This is a genomic window from Rhodoblastus sp. (assembly GCF_041915505.1).
In the GTDB taxonomy this organism is placed as follows: domain Bacteria; phylum Pseudomonadota; class Alphaproteobacteria; order Rhizobiales; family Beijerinckiaceae; genus Rhodoblastus.
Genome location: NZ_JAYSBG010000173.1, coordinates 1 through 7,228 on the forward strand (window position 1 = coordinate 1; position 7,228 = coordinate 7,228).

A 7,228-nucleotide genomic window follows, 5' to 3' on the forward strand; every position below is an offset into this window, starting at 1 on the left:
GTGAGCGCGTCCGGTTCCGGCCCGCGCTGACCTTGAGATGGAGGCGTCTCCCGCCTTTTCAAGCCCCCAAGGGCGTTGATCTTGCGCTGTTTCGCCGCCGTCCGTTTTGTGCGATTCTGTTCGCCCGGCTCAGGAAACAGCCATGGAATTGTTCGACACATCCGCCAACCGCTGCCCGCCCGGCGCCAATATCGTCGGCTTGCGCGCCAGCGACGGCGCGCAGCTTCGCGCGGCCTATTGGCGGCCCGAGGGGCCTCCGCGCGGCACGGTGGCTTTGGTGCAGGGCCGGGCCGAATTCATCGAGAAATATTTCGAGGTGATCGGCGAATTGCTGGAGCGCGGCTTTGTCGTGGCGACCTTCGACTGGCGCGGCCAGGGCCTGTCGCAGCGCCTGACGCGCAACCGGGCGCGGGGCCATGTCCGGCGCTCGACCGATTACCGGCTCGATCTCGACGCCTTCATCCGCCAGTTGCTGACACCCGATTGCCCAAAACCCTGGTTCGCTCTGGCCCATTCCATGGGAGCGGCGGCGACGCTCGATCATTCGGCCGCCTGCGAAGAGGCGGAGCCGTTCCAGCGCATCGTCGGCGTCGCGCCCATGGTCGAGCTGCATGGCTTCGCCGGCTCGACGACGGCGCGACGGCTCGCCTCGGGCCTGCGCGCGCTCGGCCTCGCCCGCCTGTTCGTTCCCGGCGGCAACGCGCGCAGCCTGATGGAAAAGCCCTTTGTCGGCAATGTCCTGACTGGCGATCCACGCCGCTTCGCGCGCGCCGCCGAGGTGTTGCGGCAGGCGCCCACGGTCGGCATCGGCGATCCGACCATCGGCTGGGCCCATGCCGCCTATCGCCTGATGGACCGGCTGACCGCCGACGGCTATGCCGAGCGCATCCGCACGCCGGTCCTGATGCTGGCGGCGGGCGAGGAGCGGCTGGTCTCGACGCCGGCCGTCGAGCAATTCGCGCGGCGGCTCAAGACGGCATCCTGCCTGGTCCTGCCCGATGCGCGGCACGAGATCATGATGGAGCGCGCGGCGGTCCGGGCGCGGTTCTGGGCGGCTTTCGACGCTTTCGTGCCGGGCGAGGCGGTGCTGCATGAGGCCGCGGCGCGCGCCGCGGAAAGCCCCTCAGGCGCCGGCGTTTAGGGCTTCCAGCGCCTGGTCGTGGACGCGCCGGTCGCCGGCCGCGACAATGGCGCCGCCCTTCGAGGGATCGCCGCCATCCCAGGTCGTCACGATTCCGCCTGCGCCGCGCACGATGGGGATCAGCGCGACAATGTCATAGGCGTTCAGGCCGGCCTCGACCACCAGATCGACATGGCCGGCGGCGAGCATGCAATAGGCGTAGCAATCGCCGCCATAGCGCGCGAGCCGGGTTTTCGCCTCCAACGCCTCGTAACGCGGGCGCAAGGGCTCGGGAATGAGCTTGGGCGAAGTGGTCATTAAAGTGGCGCGGTCGAGGCCCGCGCAGGCGCGGGTCAGCAGGCGCCGCGAGGCCGGTTCGCCGCGCGCGCCGCGCCCGGCCCAATGGGCGGCCTTGCCGTCGCCGAAGAATTTTTCGCGGGTGAAGGGCTGGTGCATCAGGCCGTAGCAGGGCGCGCCCTTGTGCAACAGGCCGATCAGCGTGCCCCACAGCGGCAGGCCGGCGACAAAACTCTTGGTGCCGTCGATCGGATCGAGTACCCAGACATAGTCCGCGTCCTGGTTTTCCTCGCCGAATTCCTCGCCGATCACGCCGTGGTGGGGAAAACATTCGCCGATCAGCCGCCGCATGGCCGCCTCGGCCGCGCGGTCGGCTTCCGTCACCGGATCGAACACGCCGCCGCACGATTTGTCTTCCATCGCGAAGGCGGTGCGGAAATAGGGCATGATCGCCTCGCCCGAGACCTGGGCGAGTTTCTCCACGAATGGAACGAAATCCACCGCCGTCATCGGTCGCCCTCCCGTCGAATCGGATCTTGCCGTTCGTGCGATGCTGGAGACATGCCACGATCCGCGCGCCAAGGCCAGAGCGACGAAAAAAGGCGGCGGGATTGCTGCGTTCGCGAAGGTCTTATCCGACCAAAGTAGGTGGCTTGACCCGCCTGTCGGCGGCTGACGGGAGGGGCGTTTCGACGCTGTTTTCTATAACATCAATATAAAACAATATGTTATATGGAAGCCATAACGCGGTCGAGGCGATGGCTGGCGCCGGTGTCGCCTTGTCTTGCTCGGAAAAGTCTGTTGAGGGCGTCTTGATTTTTGTGCGACGCGGCGCCATAGTTATTTGTGACGACGCCTTGCGTCGTTGATGCCCGTTTTGGGCGTTTCCTCCCTTGACTTGGGCCGCTAACGGTTGTTGGCGGTCTTTTTTTGCGTCAAATCGGCAAAAGCCAAGATCAGGTGAAATCATTCCCGCTAAATCATTCCTTAGAAGTCATTCCGCGGCGGTCATTCCGCCGCCTGGCGCCCAGCGCCGCCGGTCAGCGCGGCGGCGGGGGCGATTTCGGCGATCAGCCGGGTAAGATCGGCCTTCAGCCTGGCGTAGCCCGCGGCCAGCTCCAGGGTTTTTTCGTCGAGATAGAGGGCCCGGTTGATCTCGATCTGCAGCGCGTGGCGGTTGCGCGAGCGCGCGGCGTAGCTTTCTGTGATGAAGCCGCCGGCATAGGGCTTGTTGCGGGCGACGCGATAGCCCATGCCCGAGAGCAAAGCATGGACGCGATGCGAAAAACCGGGGTCGCAGCTCGCGCCATAGCGGTCGCCGATCACAATATCGGCATTGACCGGCTCATAGGGCCGCCGCGCGTCGCCGGTCGGCATGCGCGAGGGCATGGAATGGCAGTCGATCAGGCAGACGATGCCGAATTTCTCAACCGTGCGGTTGAGCAAGCGTTCGAGCGCCGCATGATAAGGCTTGTAATAAGCGTGGATGCGCGCCAGCCCCTCGGCGAGCGGGATGCGCGCGCCATAGATCGCCCGGCCCTCGGACACCACGCGAGCGATGGTTCCGAGTCCGCCGGCGACCCGCAACGAGCGCACATTGGCGTAATCCGGCGGCGGCTGATCGAACAATTTCGGATCGAGCTCATAAGGCTCGCGATTGACGTCGAGAAAGGCGCGCGGGAAATTGGCGCGCAGCAGGGGCGCGCCGTGAAGGGTCACGGCGGAAAACAGATCGTCGACGGCGACGTCCTCCGAACTGCGCAGGGTCGGCAGGTCGAGCACGGAGGCGGCGAGAAAGGCGGGCGGATAGATTTTGCCGGAATGGGGGGAGGAGAACACCAAAGGCGAATCGAGGCTGGCCGGCTCGAACGTCTCGCAGGACGGGCTGGCGCGGTCCGAAACCTCCGCGAGATTGGTCATCCTCTTCATCACTCCCGGCCGCGGCCGAACCCGGCCGTCGACGGCTTTCCACACCCGGCAAGCATGAGGCCGCGCAAGGCTTTTGTCCAGCCTGTCGCAGCCGCGCCACAGCGGCGCGGGATCATGTGGAACTTGGCCGTCGTTCAGCGAATTTTCACCTGTTGTTTACCACGATGGGGCTTTATCGGGAGCGCATAACGAGGGCGCCATGAACGAACAAATCCAATCTTCGGTGAAGATCCTTCTGGCGGAGGACGACAACGACATGCGGCGTTTTCTCGTCAAGGCGCTGCAGAACGCCGGCTATGCGGTGGTGTCCTTCGACAATGGTCTTTCCGCCTACAACCGGCTGCGCGAGGAGCCGTTCGAACTGCTGCTGACGGATATTGTGATGCCGGAAATGGACGGCATCGAACTGGCGCGCCGCGCGACCGAACTCGATCCCGACATCAAGGTGATGTTCATCACGGGATTCGCCGCGGTGGCGCTCAATCCGGACAATCAGGCGCCGCGCCAGGCCAAGATCCTGTCCAAGCCCTTCCATTTGCGCGATCTCGTCAATGAAGTGACCCGCCTGCTGGCCGCCTGAGGCGGAAACGGTTTTTTTGCCGCCGACGGCTTGCGCCCTCGCCGGCGAATCGATATACACCGCGAACCCTTGACGGGGCCGGCTTTTCCAAACGAGGCCGGCGTCGGGCGCGTAGCTCAGCGGGAGAGCACTACGTTGACATCGTAGGGGTCACAGGTTCGATCCCTGTCGCGCCCACCATTCCCAAAGCCCTGGATTTGCTGAGAAAATCAGCGTCCGGGGCTTTTGTGTTTCTGGGGCTCCGTTTCTCCGGGGAAGCATCGCGCAAATTTGGCGGCCGCGTTCGCAAGGTCTTCGATCCCGGAAGGCGCCTGCTCTGCCCGACAAGTCGTCCGCTACGCCGCACACCCCAAGACGTCGCTCATGGCGGGCGGGCGATTCGGCGCGCGACGCGCTCTGACGCCGGCGCCAGGCCCGCGCTCCGCGACGCCCTCGGTCAACGCCTGTATGCCCCATCTCACAAGGGCAAGCTCGCGCTCACCTGGCCAAATTCATGGACGCACGCCAGCGCCCAAGCTATGTTCCGCGTCGGAACAGCGATCGAAACATCCTGAACGGCTTGACCGCCGTTTTGGCCTTCGTAAGGGAAGTCGCATGAAAAGCGCGGGCTTGAAAATTTCCATCATTTTGGCCGGGCTCAGCTTTTGCGCGACCTCCGCTAACGCCTTCATCTTTCAGGGCACATCCCAACAGCGCCACGACTGCGGCGGTGACGCCCATCGCTTGTGCGGCCACCATATTCCCGACGTGCAGCGCATTACGTCTTGCATGCAACGCCATGTCGCGCAGCTAACGCCTGCTTGCCGCAGACATTTCCGCTGATCGTTGATTTGAAGGCGCAGGGCCGGCTTCGGCCAGCGCCGGTATAGTCGGCGCCACCACCATTGGGGCGCAACTTCCCCATGCCTTGGCGAGGCTTGTCTGTCCGGGCAGGACGCTCGGGCGAGGTCGGCGCTTCGTCCGGCGGAGAGCAGCCTCAGGCGAGTCTGAGCAGCATTCCCGCGAATAACGCGAGGATGACCGCGCCGATCCGATAGCCGAGCGTCGGCCGAACGCGGCCTTCCAGGCCTTGGCCGATGGTCGCGCCGAGCGAAATCCAGCAAAAGCCGACCAGGACGATCTGAACTGCCAAAGCAGCCAGCCAGGGCAGGAATCCGGCAATGTCCTTGCCCTGCGGCAGCAGCGTGAGCGCGAAAACCAACGCCTTGGGATTCAAGAGAGTCGTCGTGAACACGCGGGCGAAAGTGATCGGGGTCGCCGCGTCTTCCCGTTGCGCGCCGCGTCGCCAGAGTTTCGCGGCGAGATAAAGCAGATACAGGATGACGGCGGCGCGCAACCCCACGCCCAGCGCCGGAACGGACGCGATCAACGGCCCCAATGCGGCGCGGATCAGGACGATCGCAAGAATATAGCCGCCAAGTTCCGCGGCGAGCAGGCGCATCGCCTTATGACGGCCGACCTCCGCGCCGGCCGTCGCCAGCAAGGTGTTGGTCGGGCCTGGGACGGCGAGGAGGGACAGCGCCCCGGCAACAAAGGTGATTGGCTCCATCGCGTCATCATCGCATTCCATCCGAGGCGCGGCCTTGATCTCGATCAGGCGCGCGCCGCCTCAGGTTCGTGGCGTGGCCTCGATCGTGGCCGCCGCGAACAGGTCTTCGATCTGCTGCGCCTTTTCCGGCCGGCGCACCAGGGCCAGACCATCGCCCGCGCCGACGACGATCCCGGCATCCGGCTGCAGAATCGTCTCGCCGCTGCGCCGCTCGATGGCCACGACCAGAAAGGCGCCGGCGCCCAACGCCTCGATCCGCCCGATCGTCATGCCGGCGCTGCGGCTGCCCGCCTCGACGGTCGGCATTTCGATGTCCAGCCCCAGGCGCTGGAGGTCGATGGCGAGCCGCTCCAGGCTGCCGCCGCGGATCCGCGCGATCAGCCGCGTCATGTCGCGATGAAGCAGCAGTTCGGCCACGCGCTCGGCGCCGATACGCGCCGGCAGCACCACGCGATTGGCGCCCGCCTGGATCAGCTTGCTTTCGGTGGAGGGCAATTCGCCTCGGGCGATGATCGTCAGGTCGCGGTTGAGGCTGCGCGCGCTCAGGGTGATGAACACGTTTGCCGCGTCCTCCGGCAGCACGGTGGCCAGCGCCCGCGCCCGCGTCACGCCCGCCTGACGCATCACCTCCTCGTCGGTGGCGTCCCCGACAATGAGGAAATGGCCGGCGTTGCGCGCGGCGGCGAGGCGATCCTCGGCGCGGTCGACGACCACGAAATCGCCGCCCGCGGCCCTGAGTTCATGGCACAGCATCTGGCCGATCCGGCCGAAGCCGCAGACGATGACGTGGTTCGAGAGCTTGTCGATGTCCTTTTGCATGCGGCGGCTTCCGAAAACCTGTTGCAGCTGGCTGGCGGTGATCAATTGGAACAGGCTGCCGGTCAGGAACATCATGCCGGTGCAGCCGGCGACGATCAATGCGATCGTGATCGCGCGCAGGCCCGGCGTATTGACCGGCTCGACCTCGCCATAGCCCACCGAATAGACGGTGAGCACGACCATATAGACCGCGTCCGGCAGGCTCCAGCCGGATGCGACATAGGCCAGGGTCGCGACCAGACCCACGGCCAGCATGAAGGCGAGGCCCGCCACGAGATTGCGCAGCGGGGAGGCGAGAAACTGAGCCATTGAAGTCCCGGTTGCGGCGGGAAAGCCTAACGCGAGCGATCCATCAGGCTGTTTGATCCAAAGCAAGGCCGGCGGTCAAATTTTTTTGCGCCAGAATCGTCTCGGGAAAGATCATTTCAGCAGCAGGATGTAGCGCTGGCTCTCGCCGGGGCGGCGCGCCTCCAGACGGCGCATGCCGAGATAGCGCAGCGGGACCAGCCGGTCGCCGGCCGCGAAACGGGCGCATTGGCCGGCGGCCGCCTGTTCGGACAGGAAGCGCTCCGCCGCCTCGCGGCTCTCGGCCACATAAAGGTCGATCCAGTTTTTGATGAGCTCGGCGTCGTGGCAGCCGAACAGCGGGCCCTGGAGCGTGCAGACATCGCCGATCCGGCAGGCGTCTTCCGCATTGGCGGCTTTGGCGCTTGCGCAAAAGGACGCGGCGGCGAACAGCAGGGTCAGAGGTTTCATGGCGGCGCCCGGAGGGAAAACGCCGCCCGTTCTAGCGCCGCAGGATTGCGTGGAGCCTGCGGCTCAGTGCCCTTCGAAGGCGATCAGCGAGCGCACCGGCACGCCGAGGTCGCGGATTTTCTTGGCGCCGCCGAGTTCCGGCAGGTCGATCACGAAACAGGCCGCGACAATATCGGCG

At 65.6% G+C, this 7,228-nt stretch carries 8 protein-coding genes, 1 tRNA gene and 1 pseudogene; 4 read left to right on the forward strand and 6 right to left on the reverse strand.

Annotated elements, in window-relative coordinates; all coding sequences use genetic code 11:
• The first annotated feature begins 142 nt into the window (after window positions 1–142).
• Complete coding sequence (locus ACE3S9_RS11775; protein ID WP_374546652.1) at window positions 143–1,141, forward strand: alpha/beta fold hydrolase; 999 nt, start codon at window positions 143–145, stop codon at window positions 1,139–1,141.
• Here the strand turns inward: ACE3S9_RS11775 and hisN are convergent.
• Window positions 1,124–1,927 (reverse strand): histidinol-phosphatase, encoded by an 804-nt coding sequence (hisN, locus tag ACE3S9_RS11780; RefSeq protein ID WP_374546653.1) that lies wholly within the window; start codon window positions 1,925–1,927, stop codon window positions 1,124–1,126. The genes ACE3S9_RS11775 and hisN overlap by 18 nt on opposite strands.
• A gap of 498 nt (window positions 1,928–2,425) precedes the next feature.
• Window positions 2,426–3,337: an N-formylglutamate amidohydrolase gene (locus ACE3S9_RS11785; RefSeq protein WP_374546654.1), complete on the reverse strand. Its 912-nt coding sequence runs from the start codon at window positions 3,335–3,337 to the stop codon at window positions 2,426–2,428.
• Window positions 3,338–3,569: 232 nt separating this feature from the next.
• Here ACE3S9_RS11785 and cpdR point away from each other — a divergent pair, with 232 nt between their 5' ends.
• The 3 genes from cpdR to ACE3S9_RS11800 all read left to right on the forward strand — a co-directional run bounded on the left by cpdR (window position 3,570) and on the right by ACE3S9_RS11800 (window position 4,748).
• The gene (gene cpdR, locus ACE3S9_RS11790) at window positions 3,570–3,926 is read left to right on the forward strand and encodes a cell cycle two-component system response regulator CpdR (RefSeq protein ID WP_374546659.1); all 357 of its coding nucleotides are present in this window, start codon (window positions 3,570–3,572) and stop codon (window positions 3,924–3,926) included.
• A gap of 105 nt (window positions 3,927–4,031) precedes the next feature.
• Window positions 4,032–4,106 (forward strand) — tRNA-Val (locus ACE3S9_RS11795).
• Window positions 4,107–4,520: 414 nt separating this feature from the next.
• Window positions 4,521–4,748 (forward strand): hypothetical protein, encoded by a 228-nt coding sequence (locus ACE3S9_RS11800; RefSeq protein ID WP_374546655.1) that lies wholly within the window; start codon window positions 4,521–4,523, stop codon window positions 4,746–4,748.
• Between the two features lie 154 nt (window positions 4,749–4,902).
• Here ACE3S9_RS11800 and ACE3S9_RS11805 read toward each other — a convergent pair whose 3' ends face one another.
• The 4 genes and pseudogenes from ACE3S9_RS11805 to ACE3S9_RS11820 all read right to left on the reverse strand — a co-directional run.
• Window positions 4,903–5,475 (reverse strand): LysE family translocator, encoded by a 573-nt coding sequence (locus ACE3S9_RS11805; protein ID WP_374546656.1) that lies wholly within the window; start codon window positions 5,473–5,475, stop codon window positions 4,903–4,905.
• A 60-nt stretch (window positions 5,476–5,535) separates the two neighbouring features.
• Window positions 5,536–6,603 (reverse strand): TrkA family potassium uptake protein, encoded by a 1,068-nt coding sequence (locus ACE3S9_RS11810; protein ID WP_374546657.1) that lies wholly within the window; start codon window positions 6,601–6,603, stop codon window positions 5,536–5,538.
• Between the two features lie 111 nt (window positions 6,604–6,714).
• The gene (locus ACE3S9_RS11815) at window positions 6,715–7,050 is read right to left on the reverse strand and encodes a hypothetical protein (RefSeq protein WP_374546658.1); all 336 of its coding nucleotides are present in this window, start codon (window positions 7,048–7,050) and stop codon (window positions 6,715–6,717) included.
• Between the two features lie 63 nt (window positions 7,051–7,113).
• Window positions 7,114–7,228: pseudogene (locus ACE3S9_RS11820) on the reverse strand (adenine phosphoribosyltransferase); the annotation flags it as partial.